Source organism: Ferrimonas sp. YIN67 (assembly GCF_057219095.1).
On sequence record NZ_JBXVVJ010000002.1, the window covers coordinates 203,317 to 220,033 of the forward strand.

At 57.8% G+C, this 16,717-nt stretch carries 14 protein-coding genes; 10 read left to right on the forward strand and 4 right to left on the reverse strand.

The genetic code is table 11. The annotated features are described in order from the left end of the window. Positions 1–8: 8 nt before the first annotated feature. The 3 genes from AC2D8U_RS04600 to cmoA are packed head-to-tail and all read right to left on the reverse strand — an operon-like array spanning position 9 to position 2,468. Positions 9–743: an ATP-dependent zinc protease family protein gene (locus AC2D8U_RS04600; protein WP_484617877.1), complete on the reverse strand. Its 735-nt coding sequence runs from the start codon at positions 741–743 to the stop codon at positions 9–11. Positions 744–750: 7 nt separating this feature from the next. Next, complete coding sequence (gene cmoB, locus AC2D8U_RS04605; RefSeq protein WP_484618382.1) at positions 751–1,740, reverse strand: tRNA 5-methoxyuridine(34)/uridine 5-oxyacetic acid(34) synthase CmoB; 990 nt, start codon at positions 1,738–1,740, stop codon at positions 751–753. Further along, positions 1,737–2,468 (reverse strand): carboxy-S-adenosyl-L-methionine synthase CmoA, encoded by a 732-nt coding sequence (gene cmoA / locus AC2D8U_RS04610; RefSeq protein WP_484617878.1) that lies wholly within the window; start codon positions 2,466–2,468, stop codon positions 1,737–1,739. The genes cmoB and cmoA overlap by 4 nt, the downstream gene beginning before the upstream one ends. 152 nt (positions 2,469–2,620) lie before the next feature. Between cmoA and AC2D8U_RS04615 the strand changes: the two genes are divergently transcribed. The 10 genes from AC2D8U_RS04615 (at position 2,621) to AC2D8U_RS04660 (ending at position 16,006) form a co-directional block, all read left to right on the forward strand. After that, positions 2,621–3,304, forward strand: coding sequence for a GGDEF domain-containing protein (locus AC2D8U_RS04615; protein ID WP_484617879.1), 684 nt, complete (start codon positions 2,621–2,623; stop codon positions 3,302–3,304). Positions 3,305–3,853: 549 nt separating this feature from the next. Further along, on the forward strand, positions 3,854–5,620 hold the full coding sequence (gene aspS / locus AC2D8U_RS04620; RefSeq protein WP_484617880.1) for an aspartate--tRNA ligase: 1,767 nt from the start codon (positions 3,854–3,856) through the stop codon (positions 5,618–5,620). A 100-nt stretch (positions 5,621–5,720) separates the two neighbouring features. After that, a complete protein-coding gene (locus tag AC2D8U_RS04625; RefSeq protein ID WP_484617881.1) occupies positions 5,721–6,467 on the forward strand; it encodes a YebC/PmpR family DNA-binding transcriptional regulator in 747 nt (248 codons plus the stop codon). After that, the gene (gene ruvC / locus AC2D8U_RS04630; protein ID WP_484617882.1) at positions 6,464–6,985 is read left to right on the forward strand and encodes a crossover junction endodeoxyribonuclease RuvC; all 522 of its coding nucleotides are present in this window, start codon (positions 6,464–6,466) and stop codon (positions 6,983–6,985) included. Before AC2D8U_RS04625 ends, ruvC begins: the two co-directional genes overlap by 4 nt. Positions 6,986–7,179: 194 nt before the next feature. Continuing rightward, positions 7,180–8,760, forward strand: coding sequence for a methyl-accepting chemotaxis protein (locus AC2D8U_RS04635; RefSeq protein WP_484617883.1), 1,581 nt, complete (start codon positions 7,180–7,182; stop codon positions 8,758–8,760). A 300-nt stretch (positions 8,761–9,060) separates the two neighbouring features. Then, the gene (locus tag AC2D8U_RS04640) at positions 9,061–12,087 is read left to right on the forward strand and encodes a glycoside hydrolase family 2 protein (RefSeq protein WP_484617884.1); all 3,027 of its coding nucleotides are present in this window, start codon (positions 9,061–9,063) and stop codon (positions 12,085–12,087) included. Between the two features lie 238 nt (positions 12,088–12,325). Next, positions 12,326–13,522 carry a DEAD/DEAH box helicase gene (locus tag AC2D8U_RS04645; RefSeq protein WP_484617885.1) on the forward strand — a complete coding sequence of 399 codons (1,197 nt, stop codon included), beginning with the start codon at positions 12,326–12,328 and terminating at the stop codon, positions 13,520–13,522. 241 nt (positions 13,523–13,763) lie between these two features. Then, positions 13,764–14,381 carry a Holliday junction branch migration protein RuvA gene (gene ruvA / locus AC2D8U_RS04650; protein ID WP_484617886.1) on the forward strand — a complete coding sequence of 206 codons (618 nt, stop codon included), beginning with the start codon at positions 13,764–13,766 and terminating at the stop codon, positions 14,379–14,381. Positions 14,382–14,393: 12 nt separating this feature from the next. Next, on the forward strand, positions 14,394–15,401 hold the full coding sequence (gene ruvB, locus AC2D8U_RS04655) for a Holliday junction branch migration DNA helicase RuvB (RefSeq protein ID WP_484617887.1): 1,008 nt from the start codon (positions 14,394–14,396) through the stop codon (positions 15,399–15,401). A 125-nt stretch (positions 15,402–15,526) separates the two neighbouring features. Beyond that, on the forward strand, positions 15,527–16,006 hold the full coding sequence (locus AC2D8U_RS04660) for a hypothetical protein (protein WP_484617888.1): 480 nt from the start codon (positions 15,527–15,529) through the stop codon (positions 16,004–16,006). Between the two features lie 386 nt (positions 16,007–16,392). On the opposite strand, the gene AC2D8U_RS04665 is transcribed toward AC2D8U_RS04660, so the two are convergent. Continuing rightward, positions 16,393–16,716 carry a DUF1294 domain-containing protein gene (locus tag AC2D8U_RS04665; protein WP_484617889.1) on the reverse strand — a complete coding sequence of 108 codons (324 nt, stop codon included), beginning with the start codon at positions 16,714–16,716 and terminating at the stop codon, positions 16,393–16,395. Position 16,717: the final 1 nt, after the last annotated feature.

Below are 16,717 nucleotides of genomic sequence, written 5' to 3' on the forward strand. Positions count from 1 at the left end.
AGATCCTTTTATTGGTCGTTCTGGCCAGACAAAATATACTGACGACTTACGTCGACAACGGCAATGTCTTTGAAAAACTTGCGGCCCAGTAATAGAGGATATTCCATGTGGCTGCGATCGGTGAGATTTAGCTCGGTTTCGGCGACATAGTTCCCGACCTTAAGACGTGCCAGAATGACCGGACGACGCTCAGGTTCGGCACTGGAAGCACGTTTGATGCTGACAAAACGGGCGACACGAGCTTCGATGGTTGACTCGGGCTCGGCACTGCCTTCGACCGTTGGGATCTCGAAACGCACCCACTGCTTGCCATCGCGCTCAAACAGACGGATGTTGGTCGCGGTGATGGAGGAACTGGCGGCACCGGTATCCACCCGGGCCTCAAAGGCTTCACCCACTTCCTGAACATAGACACGCTCCACTTCGCCCAAAACCAACTTGTCGGTCAGGGGATCGGCTTCGACCTCAGGACACTGCACCGGTGGCTTGTTGGCATTGGCCACCAGGGCCGCCATACCCGCGTTCATCCCGGTGAGCTGCTCAATGACCTGGGACTGGTAGGCCAAAGCCGCTTCATCGGCCTGGAATTGCTCTGCACAGCGCCGGTTCATCAGGCCTTCCATTCGCGCATACTGGGTTTCCATGGCGTTGGTCAGCTGGTCGCTGGTGGCCGGCTGAGGACGCTGGGCGCATCCTGCCAGGGCGGCAGTGGCGATCAGGGCAAGCAAAATACGTTGGGTCATTGGCTGTCTATCCTTTCAATGATGAGCCGGGCTTTTGGGCAATAATGGTGGCGCGTTTTGGGGCGGGATAACCTTCGACAGTTTTGCCGGGATCTTGAGAGTCTAGGTAGTCGACCAGAGACTCATTGGTCATCCATTCAGTCGCCCGTTGTTCTTGGGTGGACGTGATATCTTCATCAACCAGTCGGACCTGTTCGAAACCGCATTTCTCCAACCAGAGGATCAGGGCCTTGGCCGAGGGCAGGAACCAGACGTTGTTCATTTTCCCATAACGGTCTTCAGGTACAAGCACCTGATTTTCATCACCGTCTATGACCAGAGTTTCGAGTACAAGTTCTCCGCCGGGCTTAAGTTGGTCCTGCAATTGATACAGGTGGTCGATGGGGCTGCGACGATGGTACAGCACTCCCATGGAGAAGACCGTATCGAAGGCGTGCAGCGGCGGTAACTGTTGGATCCCCAAAGGAAGCAGGTGGATGTCTTCGTTGCCACCGCTGAGCTTGCGTACCGCCTCGAACTGGGCCAGGAACAGATCGGAAGGGTCGACGCCGATCACCAGATCGGCGCCTTCGCCCAGCATTCGCCACATGTGATAGCCGCTGCCACAGCCTACATCCAATACGGTGCGGTGTTTCAGCGGACTGATGTGTTGCTTGACGCGATCCCATTTCCAATCGCTGCGCCACTCAGTATCAATGTGGATCCCATAGAGGTCAAAGGGGCCTTTTCGCCAGGGACACAGGCATTTGAGCAGGTTGTGCAGTTTTTTTTGTTCGCCTTCACTCAGTTCGTCGGCGGCGCCAAAGGCAACCCGGGTCTGGATATCCGAATAGGCAGGGGCAGTGCTCGGCAACTTGGCCAGTACTTTCTCCCACTTGGGAAACTGGCCATTGCGATGGAACTTGCGCCACTGGGCCAATTGGCTCGGTGCGGTTTCCAGCCAGTGATTAAGACGGCTACCGGCAATGCGTTTAAAAAAGCCACTGAAATCCATTATTTTATCGCTACCATTGAGGCAAAGTTATAACACTGGAACCAAAGTTCAGACTCGCTGAAACCGGCTTGGGCAAAGCGGGCCTTGTGCCGAGCCAGGGTCTCGGGGCGCATCACGTTCTCCAGTGCCGTCCGCTTCTGGCTGATCTCCAATTCCGAATAGCCATTGGCACGTTTAAAGTCCAAGTGCAGATCATCGATCAGTGTGTGCAATTTAGGTTGGTCGAACACCAGCTTCTCGGAGACCACCAGGATCCCGCCGGGTTTCATGCCTTGGTAGATCTTTTGGATCAATGCATCCCGGTCCTCTGGCGACAGAAACTGCAGGGTAAAGTTCAGCACCACCATGGAGGCATTTTTGATGTCGACGTCGCGGATATCGGCGCAGATCAGCTCTACCGGGACGTCGCTGACGAAGGCCTGCATATGATCTTGTGCCCGTTTTACCATGGCCTCTGAGTTATCAATGGCTATGATTTTGACATTGGGTTGTCGTATGCCTCGGCGCATCGCGATGGTTGCCGCCCCCAGAGAGCAGCCGAGATCATAGACTCGGCTGTCTGACTGGACGCAGCGCTCAGCCAATTGTGAGAGGGTGTGCAGGATCTCTCCATATCCTGGGATGGAGCGGGAGATCATATCGGGAAAGACCGACGCCACTTTATCGTCGAAGCGAAAATCTCCGACTTGTGTCAACGGTTTGGAGAAGATCCGGTCTTGCTTGGCGGTCATAGCGGGTTCCTGTTGAACAAGCCAACGATTTTAGCGCCGGGAGACGTCAGACGGCAAGAAAACGCTGTCGTAAGCGGGTTCTATTGCTTAATTTTGTACCGAATTCGATGTTTTGCTAGGAGTGTCTGGTAGTGGCCCTGGGGATTAGCACGATGAAACGACAGATTGGCGCGATTGGTGGCTTGGGCTTGAGCCTGCCAGTCATGGCGGCAACGCCTGCTCAATGGGTGGATTGGGGGGGCACGGCCGTAGCCGGGGGGCTGGTACTGGTTAGTTTGGTGTTACTGGCTCTATACCGACGCGAACGATGGCGTAACATACAGTTGAGCAGCCAGCTCAGTAGCCCGGACAATCAGGATCCGGTGACCGGATTGCCGAATCGCCGTTTGTTCGACGATCGCTTTGCCCATGCCCTGGCACGACACGGGCGAAACCAGAGCAACCTGGGTCTGCTGCTGATCCAACTGAACAATTTTCGAGAGCTGAGTCAAAAACTGGGTCAGGAGGCGGCCGACGATCAATTGTATTGTCTGATCCATCGCTGGAAACAGAGCTTGCGACGGGCAGATACCTTGGCTCGGTTGGAGCCGGAGCAGTTTGTGCTATTGCTCGATCCTGTCGTCGACTGTGAGGGCGCGACCCAAGTGGCCCGCTCCCTGATCGATGGCGTCGAACTGCACAATGAGACCGAGAAGGGGGATAGCCGGTTACGCATCAATATCGGGATCGCCCTCTACCCCAGGCATGGGGTCGAAGGTGTGGCCCTGTTGCAGGTCGCCGAAGCCTCGATGAAGCGGGTGGGGCGCGGCGGCAGCAGCGGCTATCAGGTCGCCTAGCGTTCTTTGTTCTTCACTCGCGTTGGTGTTACCGGGACCCGCAGTGGATAATTAGGGGCTGTGCCCAGATAAGTGTTGCTCGGAACGACCTGATGCGGTTCATAGATCCGCCAACCCCCTCCTTGGCGCTTCGACGACAACCGCCCCCCTTTGCCTCGCTAAACCTCAATTGGGGGAGATGCTGAGTTCGGAATATCGTCTTTTTCCCCTCTTGTCCCTTCGCACTGCGTAGAGAATGGGGGCAGGCATCGTCCTCGACGTCGGCGAATGCACAGGGTAGGGCATGGAGGTTTAGGCTTCTTTTCAAAAACGTTAAGACGCATAAATTCATTAGGGCAATGCTTAATTGAGGTCCTCTTGAGGGCGATATTTCACCCCACCCCTGGTCGATAACTGCTCGATCTTGCTCGGTGTCTGATGCGTGCGATGGCTATGGTGGCCAACGCTTCTGATTGCCGTCGTTTTTCTTTATAATGCCCGCCTTGCCAATTTCCTGTGGAGGTGCCGTTGGCGCCTTCACCAAATCGCATTTAGTAACAGGAGCTGTCGATGCGCAGCCATTATTGTGGACATGTCACAGAGGCCTTGAACGGCCAAGAAGTCACCCTGGTGGGCTGGGTAAACCGCCGCCGTGATCTGGGTGGGGTAGTTTTCCTCGATCTGCGCGACCGCGAAGGCGTCGTACAGGTGGTGTACGATCCGGATCTGCCAGAGGTGTTTGCCACGGCATCCAGCCTGCGCAGCGAATTCTGTGTTCAGGTGAAAGGCCTGGTGCGCCTGCGCCCGGACAGCCAGATCAATAAAGGCATGACGACCGGTGCCATTGAGATCCTGGGCAAAGAGCTGACCATCATCAACAAGGCTGATGTTCTGCCCATCGACTTCAACACCGATGTAAGCGAAGAGCAGCGTCTGAAGTATCGTTATCTGGATCTGCGTCGTCCCGAGATGGCGCAGAAGATGAAGTTCCGCGCCCAGTTTACCTCCGAAGTGCGTCGCTTCCTTGACGGTGAAGGCTTTATGGATGTGGAAACCCCCATCCTGACCGCTGCCACGCCGGAAGGGGCCCGTGATTACCTGGTGCCCAGCCGTACCCATAAGGGGCAGTTCTTTGCTCTGCCGCAGTCCCCACAGCTGTTTAAGCAGTTGCTGATGATGTCCGGCATGGATCGCTACTACCAGATCGTCAAGTGTTTCCGTGATGAAGATCTGCGTGCGGATCGTCAGCCTGAGTTCACCCAGATCGATATCGAAACCTCCTTCATGAGTGCCGATGAGGTGATGGCGACCACGGAGACCATGATCCGCACCATCTTCAAGAAGATGATGGACGTTGATCTGCCTGCGTTCCCGCACATGAGCTACGAAGAGGCGATGCGTCGCTACGGCTCCGACAAACCGGATCTGCGTAACCCGCTGGAGCTGGTTGACGTGGCCGATCTGCTGGCGGATGTGGAGTTCAAGGTGTTCTCCGGTCCGGCCCAGGATCCAGAAGGGCGTGTCGCGGCCCTGCGCATTCCTAAAGGCGCTTCCCTGTCCCGTAAGCAGATCGACGAGTACACCAAGTACGTAGGGATCTACGGTGCCAAGGGTCTGGCCTGGATGAAGATCAACGAGACGGGCAAGGGGATCGAGGGCGTCCAGTCTCCGGTGGCCAAGTTCCTGTCCGACGAGATTGTCGACGCCATCATCGAGCGTACCAGTGCCCAAGCCACCGACATCATCCTGTTCGGTGCCGACAGCGCCAAGGTCGTGGCCGACGCCATGGGGGCGCTGCGCCTCAAGGCCGGTGAAGACTTTAACCTGGTGGCCGAAGGTTGGGCACCGCTGTGGGTTGTGGACTTCCCGATGTTTGAGAAGGCCGATGGTCGTTACTACGCACTGCACCACCCCTTTACTGCCCCGCGCGATATGACCCCGGAAGAGTTGGAAGCCAACCCTGACGGCGCTCTGTCCGATGCCTATGACATGGTATTGAACGGCTGTGAAGTGGGCGGTGGCTCTGTACGGATCCACAAGGCCGAGATGCAATCTGCCGCCTTCCGCGTACTGGGGATCTCCGACGAGGAAGCGAAAGAGAAGTTCGGCTTCCTGCTGGATGCCCTGAAGTTTGGTACGCCACCGCACGCCGGCCTGGCCTTTGGCCTGGACCGCCTGGTGATGTTGATGGTGGGTGCTGAGTCCATTCGTGAAGTGATGGCCTTCCCGAAAACCACCACGGCGGCCTGTCCGCTGACCAATGCACCGGGTGTTGCCAACCCTGAGCAGTTGGTGGAGTTGGGGATCCAGGCGATCCCTCAGCAAGACAAAGCGTAATTGCGCGAACCGCACTGAACTAAAAACCCGGCCTTCGTGCCGGGTTTGTTTCCCTTGGCGTACGGGTTAAGTTAAGGGATTAAGATAAAGGAGAGATTTTATGGCTGGCCACAGTAAATGGTCCAACATTAAGCACCGCAAGGCGGCCCAGGATGCCAAACGCGGCAAGATCTTTACCAAGCTCATTCGAGAGTTGACCGTGGCGGCCCGGGAAGGCGGCTCGGATCCGGATTCCAACGCCCGCCTGCGCGCGGCCATCGACAAGTCCTTGTCCAACAACATGCCCCGCGACACGGTTGAACGTGCGGTCAAGCGTGGGGCCGGTGAGTTGGAAGGCCAGGCGCTGGAGACCATCATCTATGAAGGCTATGGTCCGGGCGGCACGGCGGTGATGGTGGAAACCATGACCGATAATCGCAACCGTACCGTTTCTGGCGTGCGCAGCGCCTTCACCAAGTCCGGCGGCAATCTTGGTACCGACGGCAGTGTATCCTACCTCTTTACCAAGAGCGGGGTGATCTCCTATGCACCGGGTGTGGAGGAGGAGTTGGTGATGGATGCGGCGCTGGAAGCGGGGGCCGAGGATGTGGATACCCATGAGGATGGCAGCATCGATGTGATGACCACTCCGGAGGCCTTTGGTGGGGTCAAGGATGTCCTGGATGCGGCGGGCCTGGAGGCGGTGAACGCCGAGGTCACCATGATCCCATCCACCAAGGCTGAGCTGGATCTGAAAACCGCGGAGAAGTTTTTGCGCCTTATCGATGTGCTGGAAGATCACGACGATGTGCAGGAGGTCTACCACAACGCGGAGATCGCCGACGATGTCATGGAGCAACTGGCTTGAGCGTGATCCTGGGGATCGATCCCGGCTCCCGTCTGACCGGTTATGGGGTGATCCGTTTTTGTGGTCGCCGTTTTACCTATCTGGGCAGTGGCTGTATTCGCTTGCCGCAGGAGGAGCTGCCACAACGGCTCAAGATCATCTATGACGGCGTATCTGAGTTGGTTCGCCAGTTTCAACCCAACGAGTTTGCCATCGAACGGGTGTTTATGGGGCGCAATGCCGATTCGGCGCTCAAACTCGGCCAGGCCAGGGGCGCGGCAATCGTCGCGGCGATGAATGCCGAGTTACCCGTATCGGAATACAGCCCGACCCAGATCAAAAACGCCGTGGTGGGCACCGGGGGGGCGAAGAAGGAGCAGGTGCAGCATATGGTGAAGAACCTGCTCAAGTTGCCGGGTACCCCTCAGGCCGATGCGGCAGATGCCCTGGCCATCGCCATCACCCATGCCCATATGCAGCGGGGGCTGGTGGCGATGGCGGGTAAGGCGACGGCTCGGATCGCAGGGCGTTATCGCTGATCGATTTACAGTGAAAAAGCGGGCAATCAGCCTGCTTTTTTAATGTCTTGCAGTGGCTTAGACCGGGCAAGGCGGAACGTCTGGGACTTTGCCGGGCCAGGCAGGAAATGTCCCTGTGGCGACAGACATGGCCTTTAAATACGGGTTATCAAAGTCGCTTTAAATAGGTACCTTTTCACAATTAAAACAATAAGATGAAAATTCGCCTAGCTATGCAGATGCTGTTCAATACCCTGATTGGACTGATTTTCCTGTTGCTCGTTACTTTTTCCTATCGTGGTCTCTATGCCAATTTGTCGGAGCTGTATGAAGACCGGGTGATCCCCATGGGGCAACTCAAGGTGATCAACGATACCTTTGCCGTCAGCATCATCGATGCTTTTAACAAGCATGCACTGGGGCTGACCACCCGGGCCGAGATGGAGCACTCGGTGCACTCAGGATTGCAAACGGTTGATCGGATCTGGTCCGATTATATGCAGACCTTTCTGACGCCGGATGAGGCAGCGATTGCGAAACGCTTCTCACAGCAGGCGGATGTAGTGAAGCGCTACTTGGCGCTGGTTCAGGGCGAAGCGGTGACAGATCAGATCATCGCCGAGCTGTACCTGAGGGTGGATCATCTCTCGGAGATAGGTGCTGAACTGACGGGGATCCAGGAGGTGATTGCCCAGCAGTTGTATCGCAGTGGCAGCAAGATGGCCCGAAATACCCAGACGGCTTTGATCTGGGTCATGGTGATAGGCCTGTTGGTCATGGCGGGCCTGAATCTGGTGTTATGGCGTTATATCAATCAGTACGTTGGTGGGGAGCCTAAACAGATCTCGGAGGAGATCAAGGCCATCAGCCAGGGGGAACTGTTGATTGAGGCCCGGGGGGATGAGCGGGGGATCTATCGGGATACTCTGCAGCTGGCGAGTCAGTTACGTGAGATCGTTGGCCGCTCTAATCAGGTGGCGGACAATGTTGCCTCCGCCTCGACGGAACTCACTGCGGTGATGAGTCAGGCACAAACCAACGCCCAGACGGAGCGCAACCACTTTGAACACCTGACCGATGCCATCAACTCTCTGGCACAGTCGGGCAGGGCGATCAGTGAGGAAGCCGAGACCGCCCAGGGGGTTGTGGCTGAAGTGGGCCAGTGCGTCGAGCAGGGCGATGAGTCTTTGACCCAGGCACGTAGCCTGGATCAACAGGTACAGCAGTCGGCATCCGAGTCGGTGGCCATCGTCCAGCAGTTGCATGGCTCTTCGGTGGAGATCGGCGAAGTGATCGAGGTGATCACTGCCATCGCCGAGCAGACCAACTTGCTGGCATTGAATGCGGCCATCGAGGCCGCCAGGGCGGGGGAGCAGGGACGCGGATTTGCCGTGGTGGCCGATGAGGTGAGGACGCTGGCCGGCAGGACCCAGGAGTCGACGGTACGGATCCAGGCGATCGTCAATAACCTCCAGGCCCTGGCGCAGAATGCCCGCGAGCGGATGGATTACAATGCCGACGTGGTGTCCAAGTCGCAATTGGTATCGAGCCAGGTACAGGCCGCATTTGCCGAGATCGCCAACGCCGTCTCTCGCATGTGCCAGATCAATGAAAAAGTCGCGGGGCAGGCCTTGGAGCAGCGAACCATCACCCAGGGGGTGGTGGACAATGTCGAGGCCCAACTGCAGTTGGTCGATCAAAATGTCGCCGGGATCATTCAGTGCAGCACAGCTGCTCAAGAGTTGGCCTGCCTGTCGGAAGAGCAGAGAAAACTGTTGGGGTTCTTCCGCTTATAGGGAGCCGGGGGCAGCCGTCCAAGACGGGATCACTATTCTCTAAGCGGGCATGACGCCCGCTTTTTAATTTTCATTGGGACCCTGCAGTCCATCTTTCGGTGCTGACTTGCCGCACTCCGATCGCCTAAAGGTTTACCAAACATTACCTTTACTGGCCTTGTTGCTGTACGGATGTTGTTGCGACACTGTGAGTGAATTGTGGGGTAGTTTGGCTGGGCATTAGGATGCACAGAGAGCTGACTCATTGAAGCGACAGGTCGTTTCCGCTGAGCGGCCAAAGTAACTGTGGAGCAAATCAGGATGATAGCTTGGAGAAGGGATCTCATTGCTGCGGGCATGGCGTTGTTACTCGGCCTAAGTGCCGCGACGAGCAGCGCGCAGACCCTTAACTTTAATCCCGCGTGGCAGTTTATTAAGCAGGATGTTGAGCAGGGGCAGGATCCCACATTGGATGATTCCGGATGGGACACCGTCTCGGCCCCCCATACCTTCAACGATATTGACACCTTCGATGATTGGTCCCAGCAGGGGCATGTTGGCGAGCGGGATCAATGGTCGGGACGGACCTGGTATCGCAAGCATTTCACCCCGCCTAAGGCGTGGCAGGGCAAGCAGGTCTTCATCGAGTTTGAAGCGGTTCGACAGCTGTCCAAAGTGTACCTCAATGGCGAACTACTCGGTGGCTCCGAAAACGGGTTCGTGGCGTTTGGCTTTGATCTCTCCGACAAGCTCAAGTGGGGCGAGGATAATGTCATTGCCGTGATGGCGGATAACCGCTTCGTCAAGGATGAAGAGGGCAAGGGCAGGAAATGGCACGTCTATGAAGGGGGCGCAAAACTGCCCTGGAACAATCCTCACTGGCACCCGGCCCATGGCGGGATCTACCGTAACGTTAAGTTGCATGTGAAGGAGCCGGTGCATTTAACTCTGCCCATCTATTCCAACCTAGGGACCGTCGGTACTTATACCTACGCGATTGATGCGTCACGGTCCCAGGCGACGGTGGGGGTGGAGCCGGAGATCGCCAATGCCAGTGCTAAGACAGTGGCAGTGGAGATCGTGTCGACGGTGCGGGATGCTGATGGCAGCGTCGCCCTGACTCTGAGCGAGCGCGCCAGCCTGAAACCGGGTGAAAAGCGGGTGATCCCCATGCGGGCAACATTGGCATCGCCACGACTGTGGGAGCCGGCTTACCCCCACCTCTATGAGGTGCATACCCAGGTTCTTCTCGATGGCAAGACCGTGGACGAGGGCCGCGAGCCCCTGGGCGTCCGCTGGATGACCTTTAATCCCTATACCGGCTTTTTCATCAATGATCGCTATGTGAAGCTCAGAGGCTGGGGACAAAAATCCACCAATGAGTGGCCTGGTCTGGGCGCGGCGCAACCGGATTGGATGCATTATTACACCCTGTCATTGATGGGAGAGGCCAATGGCAATATGGTGCGTTGGGGTCACACCGCCGGGGCAAAAGTGTCGCAGATCGCTGCCGATCAGCTGGGGATCATGACGCTTCAGGTCGGGGTCGATGGCGAAGAGGATGTGGAAGGACATCCTTGGGATGTGCGTAGTCAGGCCTTTCGTGATGCCATCATCTATTTCCGCAATCACCCCTCCATCATTGTCTGGGAGGGGGGCAACCGTAAGGTGAGCGAGCCCCATGTTCAGGAACTCACGGGTTGGGTGAATCAGTTTGATCCCCACGGTGGTCGTGGCTATGGTCACCGCTCACCCGATACAGTGGTCGGCAGGTACAGCAACGTCTCCATTACCATGGAGGGGGGCGGCTATCGCGAGGGGATGACGCCCATCGAGGGGGAATACAACCGGGAAGAGAGTCCCCGCCGGGTTTGGGATCGCCAGACTCCTGGCTATGAAAACTGGCATGCCAACGGCAGTTACGATCTGACCGCCGAGCAGTTTGCTCTCAACCAGGTCTGGCAATGGGATAAGGTCAGTTACCGTGCCCATGCCGGCGGTGCCAACTGGATCTTTTCCGACTCCACCAGTGGCGGTCGCGTGGACACCGAAGTGGCGCGAACCTCCGGCGAGGTGGATGGCGTGCGCCTGCCCAAGGAGGCCTACTACACCTCTCGGGTGATCTTCGCCGATGAACCGGACCTGCATCTGCTGGGCCACTGGAACTATCCCAAGGGGACGGAAAAAACCCAGTACGTGGTGTCCAATGCCGAGGAGGTCGAACTCTTTGTCAATGGGAAGTCCTTGGGTCGTGAGGGACGCACTGTCGGCACCGATGTGCACCGCAATCAACATCCGTTGATCTTCTCCTGGACCGATGTGCCCTTCGAAGCGGGTGAGGTCCTGGCCATTGCCTATAACGATGGCAAGGAAGTGGGACGGATGAGCAAGCACTCAACAGGGGAAGCGGTGGCGCTGAGGATCACGCCCATGCTGGGTCCCGATGGCTTCCTCGCCAACGGCAGTGATGTCGCCCTGTTCGACGTCGAAGCCGTGGATAAGCACGGCGAGCGCGTGCTGGTGTGGGATGGCAAGGTGGAGTTCGAACTGGATGGGCCCGGGATCTGGCGTGGTGGCTATAACAGCGGCAAGATCAAAACCATCAACCATACCTATCTGGATCTGGAGTCCGGCATCAACCGGGTTGCCGTACGCTCAACCCTGGAGAGCGGCAAGGTTACCCTTAAGGCCCGTACCAAGGGGCTAACATCGGCCACCGTCACTGTGCCAGTCGCTGATGCGGCGATCAGTAACGGGTTGACGACGCTGATGCCTTCCATTCCGGCAGCGAAACCGGTCGTGTCCTTACCGCCACCGCCGAAAGCCGATCTTGTGCTGGCGGCGCAGGACGTGCCCTTTGAGGTGGAGAGACCCGACGGGATCGTTACGGATCTCACCTATACCGGGCCCTCCAGCGCCGGGGCGGACCTGGTGAAGCCGGCGATCGGTCAACCGGCCTACAGCGATTACCCCAATCCCTTTAAGACAATCCACCCGCTGGTCGCTCAAGCCGAGCAGATCCGCTTGCCCTTCAGGGACTGGAACTACTGGGCGGCCGATGTGGCGGGCTTTGTCGTGAAGAAGGATGCCTGGGTCTATGTGGCCCATGTGGACAAGCTGCCGACGCCCAAATGGTTGGTGGATGACTATGAGAAACTCGACGCCAGCTTTTCGCTGAACCAGGGCATGGAAAATCACATCCTGTATCGGCGCCGCTTCGAGAAGAACAGTGAGGTGCTGATCCCCAGCAACCTGGATGTGTCCGCCGAGGGGCTTAAACAGATCAAGCAACGTAAAATGCATTTTCGCATGATGATGCTGTTCGTGGTCGAGGATAAAGACTCGTAGCGCAACGTTATTGCGGGATCCCATGCAAGACCAAGCAGGCTTCGGCCTGCTTTTTGCTCCCCGAAGCGTTGTGATGGCCAGTGCGTGATGGCAACAGACCCCTGGGCCCACGCCAGCTCACCACGCCTGCCCGGATCTGGTATGATCCTGTGATTAAACAGCGCCTGTGTCGACGGGGTGGGTCAATCTCCCATCGCCGGCGATCCAACGCCTTCAAACTCCCCATGTGAGCGCCTCAATGTCATTCTCCTCCCTTGGACTCTCCGATCCCATCCTGCGTGCCCTGACTCAATTGGGCTATCGACAACCAACGCCCATTCAGCAGCAGGCGATCCCCTTGGCCCTGCAGGGGAAGAACCTGATCGCCGCGGCCCAGACCGGCACCGGCAAGACCGCCGGTTTCGTCCTGCCTCTGCTGGAGCGACTCAGCGGCCGTGAGCCGGTCCGCCGGAAGCGGGTGCGGGCACTCATCCTGGTACCGACCCGGGAGCTCGCGGTCCAGATCCAGGGCAGCATCGACGCCTATGGCAGCGAACTGAGCCTCAGCTCGCTGGCCCTGTACGGTGGCGTTGAGATCCGGCCCCAGCGCGAATGCCTGAGTGAGGGGGTGGATCTGCTGGTGGCAACACCGGGGCGCTTGCTGGATATGGTGCATCGCCGCGCCCTGCACCTGGACGAAGTGGAATACCTGGTGCTGGATGAAGCGGACCGCATGCTCGACATGGGCTTTATCGACGAGATCAACGACATCGTCGATCGCCTGCCCCAGGCACGCCAGTCGATGCTGTTTTCTGCCACCCTGGGCAACAGGGTGCGGGCCCTGGCTAAGTCGGCGATTGAGCGTGCCCATGAGATCGTGATCAGCAAACGCAGCGCCTCCAAGGCGGAGATCGACCAATGGCTGGTGACCGTGGACAAGGACAAGAAGTCGGCCCTGCTCAGTCACCTGATCCTTGAGGGCCAGTGGGAGCAGACCCTGATCTTTATCGAAACCAAGCACGGCGCCGCCAAGCTGGTGAGCCAGTTGGCGAAACGCGGGATCGAGGCCGATTGCATCCACAGTGGCCGGACCCAGGCGGTCCGCGAGCAGATCCTGGCGGACTTCAAGGCTGGCAAGTTCCGCTACCTGGTGGCGACCGGTGTCGCCGCCCGGGGGATCGATATCGAGGGGTTGGCCCGGGTGGTGAATTACGATCTGCCGTACCCGGCCGATGAGTACGTCCACCGCATCGGCCGTACCGGTCGGGCGGGTGCGAAGGGGGAGGCGATCTCCCTGGTCTCCAAAGACGATTTTAAGAATCTGTGCATGATCGAGAGCCGGCTGGATCACCTGATCCCAAGAAGGGTGGTGGAGGGGTTTGAACCGAGAAAGGCAGTGCCCATCTCCATCCTGAACTACGTGCCTAAGCACAAACGGCCTGATACGGCAAAATAGCCAGGTTCAAGGAGGACTCGTGTGGGCTGGGACAAGCAGCGTCGGCCCCCGCGATGGGGTGTGGCCCTTGATCCGGCGATCTCACGGTAAGTATTGTCGGCGGCTGGGTCTCTTCGGTGGATAGCGCCGTGTTTTATTGGGATCATGGGATGACGCCCGGCGTAAAAACCGTTAGGATCGCTTTAATACTGTAAATATCGACAGTGGTTTTGCTGCCGCTGCCATCTAGGGGAGAAAGTGCGTGATTGGACGCCTGCGGGGAGTGTTGGTCGAGAAGGCCGCACCGGAAGTGCTGATAGAGTGTGGCGGCGTTGGCTATGAGATCCAGATGCCGATGTCCAGCTTCTACCAGTTGCCAGAGATCGGCGCCGAGGCAGTGATCGTGACCCACTTTGTGGTGCGTGAAGACGCGCAGCTGCTCTATGGTTTTGCCAGCCAGCAGGAACGCGCCCTGTTTCGAGAGTTGATCAAGACCAACGGCGTCGGCCCCAAGATGGCCCTGGCCATCCTGTCGGGCATGTCCGCCGAGCAGTTTGTCGATGCAGTGCAGGCGGAAAACGTCGCAGGATTGACCAAGATCCCGGGCGTGGGCAAAAAGACCGCCGAGCGCCTGGTGGTGGAGATGCGGGATCGCCTGAAGAACTTTGCCGCGCCGCTGCTGACCCCCTATGCGGATCGCCTGGCGGGCAATCCAGAGGTGGAAACGACCTTCGTGGCCGATCCGCAAGAGGACGCCATCGCTGCCCTGGTGGCCCTGGGCTATAAGGCGCCGATGGCGGCCAAGGCGATCGCCAAGGTGGCGGCGCCCGGTGCCAGCTCGGAGCAACTGATCAAAGACGCCCTCAAGGCGATGTTGTGAGGCGCGTAAATCATGATTGAAGCGGATCGTTTGGTGGCGGCCCCGGTGGAGAGCCGGGAAGAGGCGGTGATCGATCGCGCCATGCGGCCTAAGATGCTGACCGATTACACTGGGCAGGACGAGGCCAAAGCGCAGCTAGAGGTGTTTATTCAGGCCGCCCGCAATCGGGGCGAGGCGCTGGACCACCTGTTGATCTTCGGTCCGCCAGGTCTGGGCAAAACCACCCTGGCCAACATCGTCGCCAACGAGATGGGGGTTAACATCAAGTCCACCTCCGGGCCGGTCCTGGAGAAGGCGGGGGATCTGGCGGCGCTGTTGACCAACCTCGAGCCCAATGACGTCCTGTTTATCGATGAGATCCATCGGCTGAGCCCAGTGGTCGAGGAGGTGCTCTATCCGGCGATGGAGGACTATCAACTGGATATCATGATAGGTGAGGGGCCTGCGGCCCGCTCCATCAAGCTGGATCTGCCGCCTTTTACCCTGGTGGGTGCAACCACCCGTGCCGGCGCACTGACTTCGCCCCTGCGGGCCCGTTTCGGCATTCCGATGCGGCTGGAGTTTTACAATGTGAAGGATCTCACCGGTATCGTACAGCGCAGCGCCGAGGTGCTGGGACTGGAGATGGCACCGGCCGGTGCGGTGGAGATCGCCCGGCGTAGCCGAGGCACACCCAGGATCGCCAACCGCTTGCTGCGTCGAGTGCGGGATTTTGCCGAGGTGAAGTTCGATGGCAGGATCACCGCAGAGGTGGCGTCGGCGGCGCTGGATCTGCTGGACGTGGACAAGGAGGGGTTCGACTACCTGGATCGCAAGATGCTGACCACCATCATAGAGAAGTTCTCCGGTGGCCCTGTGGGGCTGGAGAACCTGGCGGCCGCCATCGGAGAGGAGCGGGAAACCATTGAGGATGTACTGGAACCCTACTTGATCCAGCAGGGTTTTTTGCAGCGCACCCCGAGGGGGCGAATGGCCACGGATCGGGCCTATCTGCATTTTGGTTCTGTCCGACCGGAATAGCGATTGACCGAAATAGCCCCAGCCCCTGAGCTGGGGCTTTTGTTAAGGGAAGATACACGGTGGATCCAGCGCATCTGGACTAAGTTCAAGTCTGTCTCGAGCACTGCGAGATCTGGAGGTGGACGATGTCAAAGACGGTTTTGGAGTCTGGGTTTAATACCCAACAGAGGGTGTTCGTCGGGTACACGCTCGCTGTGTTGGTCGATTTGACGGTGCTGAACCTGTTTGAGGAGTATTGGGATTACGTCAGTATCGACTCATTCACGATATCACTGGCAGCAGCTATCCTGCTTCAGGTGTTATTAAAGGCTGCAATCGGCCTGGAGCACCGATTAGCCGACCACTTTAAGAGCAAACCCGGTACGGCCCCAAAAATCTATCGAGCCGTGTCAACCTACCTGATCTTGGTTGGTTCTAAGATCGTCATGTTGGAAGCGATCAACCTCTTGTTCGGTGACAAGGTGATCTTCAGCGGACCCCTAAACGGTATCGTGGCTTTTTTTGCCGTGATCTTTGTGATTCTGATCACCGAGGTAATTATCGGGCGCATTTATCTGGCGTTATCTGATAAACCCGTGGCAGGAGAAACCAGTAAGTCCGCTTAATTTCAATCTGTTGTGTTACTTTCATTGCGAGTGATAGGTATCTCAAGGTCGAGAATTTAATCGGGGGCAGCTCGGTATGCTTGCGAGACTAATTGGCTGAATGCGCCCGAAGCCCGTTATGTATCGAGTTGGGATCGTTTGTGCCAAAGCTGCTGTGTGGCCCTTGCTCAGGGAGCACGCGTTAGTCGAAGGGGGACTCAGGATCCCTGTTGACCGTCATAGTACCGATCCAAGGCCGCAGGGGAGCCGTGGTGATCAGACCGGTTCTGTGTAAGAAGTTTTTTTCCTGGAGCTCTGGTGGAACAGACGAGTGACCACGGGCCTTGGCAATCCTTTGGTCCCGCAGTGATAGAGGTAAAGATCACGCCGTCCATCGACGGCGTTATCTATTTTGCGAGATAGTGCCAGCTGGCCAGGCCAAGGAAGTGGATCAGGACGATGCCGTATAGCACCGCCATATAGGACAGCTTGCGGATCTTGTGGCGAAACACGCGAGCCGCGATAAAGGCGCCGGGCCAGCCGCCGAACAGTTCAAACAGGTGAAGCGTCTTTTCCGGGATCCGGCGGCGCTGGGTGAGGGCGAAGCGTTTATCCAAACCAAACAGCAGCAAGGTGAGCATGCTCATCGCGGCATACAGGGGCAACCAACCCAGTGGCCCCTGAAGCATCAGCAACAGCACCCAGATCAGTGCCAGTAAAAAGCCGACCATG

What these genes read in the sequence shown, in the direction of transcription:
- AC2D8U_RS04600 (WP_484617877.1), bottom strand. Translation starts at nt 743, where the DNA reads ATGACCCAACGTATTTTGCTTGCCCTGATCGCCACTGCCGCCCTGGCA.
- cmoA (WP_484617878.1), bottom strand. Translation starts at nt 2,468, where the DNA reads ATGACCGCCAAGCAAGACCGGATCTTCTCCAAACCGTTGACACAAGTC.
- AC2D8U_RS04615 (WP_484617879.1), top strand. Translation starts at nt 2,621, where the DNA reads ATGAAACGACAGATTGGCGCGATTGGTGGCTTGGGCTTGAGCCTGCCA.
- aspS (WP_484617880.1), top strand. Translation starts at nt 3,854, where the DNA reads ATGCGCAGCCATTATTGTGGACATGTCACAGAGGCCTTGAACGGCCAA.
- AC2D8U_RS04625 (WP_484617881.1), top strand. Translation starts at nt 5,721, where the DNA reads ATGGCTGGCCACAGTAAATGGTCCAACATTAAGCACCGCAAGGCGGCC.
- AC2D8U_RS04635 (WP_484617883.1), top strand. Translation starts at nt 7,180, where the DNA reads ATGAAAATTCGCCTAGCTATGCAGATGCTGTTCAATACCCTGATTGGA.
- AC2D8U_RS04640 (WP_484617884.1), top strand. Translation starts at nt 9,061, where the DNA reads ATGATAGCTTGGAGAAGGGATCTCATTGCTGCGGGCATGGCGTTGTTA.
- AC2D8U_RS04645 (WP_484617885.1), top strand. Translation starts at nt 12,326, where the DNA reads ATGTCATTCTCCTCCCTTGGACTCTCCGATCCCATCCTGCGTGCCCTG.
- ruvB (WP_484617887.1), top strand. Translation starts at nt 14,394, where the DNA reads ATGATTGAAGCGGATCGTTTGGTGGCGGCCCCGGTGGAGAGCCGGGAA.
- AC2D8U_RS04660 (WP_484617888.1), top strand. Translation starts at nt 15,527, where the DNA reads ATGTCAAAGACGGTTTTGGAGTCTGGGTTTAATACCCAACAGAGGGTG.
- AC2D8U_RS04665 (WP_484617889.1), bottom strand. Translation starts at nt 16,716, where the DNA reads ATGGTCGGCTTTTTACTGGCACTGATCTGGGTGCTGTTGCTGATGCTT.